The following is a 1,069-nucleotide window of genomic DNA, read 5'->3' as shown; positions in this document are numbered from 1 at the left end:
TCCGGTTGCGGTGATGGACCCGCTGCGGTTCGGTGCTGCCGACCACCCCGACACCAAGCGTGTCCTGCCCGGTGTGGTGGCCGGGATCGGGGGGTACGGCAACTGCCTGGGCCTGCCCAATATCGGTGGTGAGGTCGTCTTCGACCCGTGTTATCAGGGCAATCCGCTGGTCAATGCGTTGTGTGTGGGTGTGATGCGGCATGAGGACATCCACCTGGCCAAGGCGTCCGGCGCGGGCAACAAGGTCATCCTCTACGGTGCCCGTACCGGCGGTGACGGCATCGGTGGTGTCTCGGTCCTGGCGTCGGAGACGTTCGACGACGCCAAGCCCGCCAAGCGGCCTGCGGTCCAGGTCGGTGACCCGTTCCAGGAGAAGCTGCTGATCGAGTGCACCCTGGAGATCTTCCGCGAGCAGTTGGTGGCGGGTATCCAGGACCTCGGCGGCGCCGGGCTGTCGTGTGCGACCAGTGAGCTGGCCAGTGCGGGCTCGGGTGGTATGCGGGTGGAGTTGGACACCGTTCCGCTGCGGGATTCCTCGCTCTCGCCGGAGGAGATCCTCATGAGCGAGTCGCAGGAGCGGATGTGCGCGATCGTCGAGCCGGACAAGGTCGAGCGGTTCTTGGAGATCTGCGAGAAGTGGGATGTGATCGCCACCGTCATCGGTGAGGTCACCGACGGCGAGCGCCTGGAGATCTTCTGGCACGGCGAGCAGATCGTCGATGTCCCGCCGCGTTCGGTCGCCCACGAGGGCCCGACCTACCACCGCCCCTACGCCCGCCCCGACTGGCAAGACGCCCTCCAGGCCGATGACGCGGCCCGGCTCGCCCGCCCGGGCACGCCCGAGGAGCTGCGGGCGCAGGTGTTGCGGGTGGTCGGCTCGCCCAACCAGGCGTCCAAGGCGTGGATCACCGATCAGTACGACCGGTTCGTCCAGGGCAATACGGTCCTGGCGCAGCCGGAGGATGCGGGGATGGTCCGGATCGACGAGGACACCGACCTCGGTGTCGCCGTCGCCACCGACGGCAACGGCCGCTACGCGAAGCTGGATCCGTATACGGGTGCGCAGTTG

General features: G+C 67.8%; 1 protein-coding gene. It reads left to right on the top strand.

The genetic code is table 11. The features are described 5' to 3' along the window. Positions 1-1,069 (top strand): AIR synthase-related protein (locus IEZ17_RS41655; RefSeq protein WP_229853143.1); only part of this gene is annotated, 1,069 nt, incomplete at both ends.

The organism is Streptomyces albospinus, assembly GCF_014648695.1.
GTDB lineage: Bacteria > Actinomycetota > Actinomycetes > Streptomycetales > Streptomycetaceae > Streptomyces > Streptomyces albospinus.
Note: the sequence above shows the minus strand (reverse complement) of the source record. Positions and strands in the feature narration are given on the sequence as shown.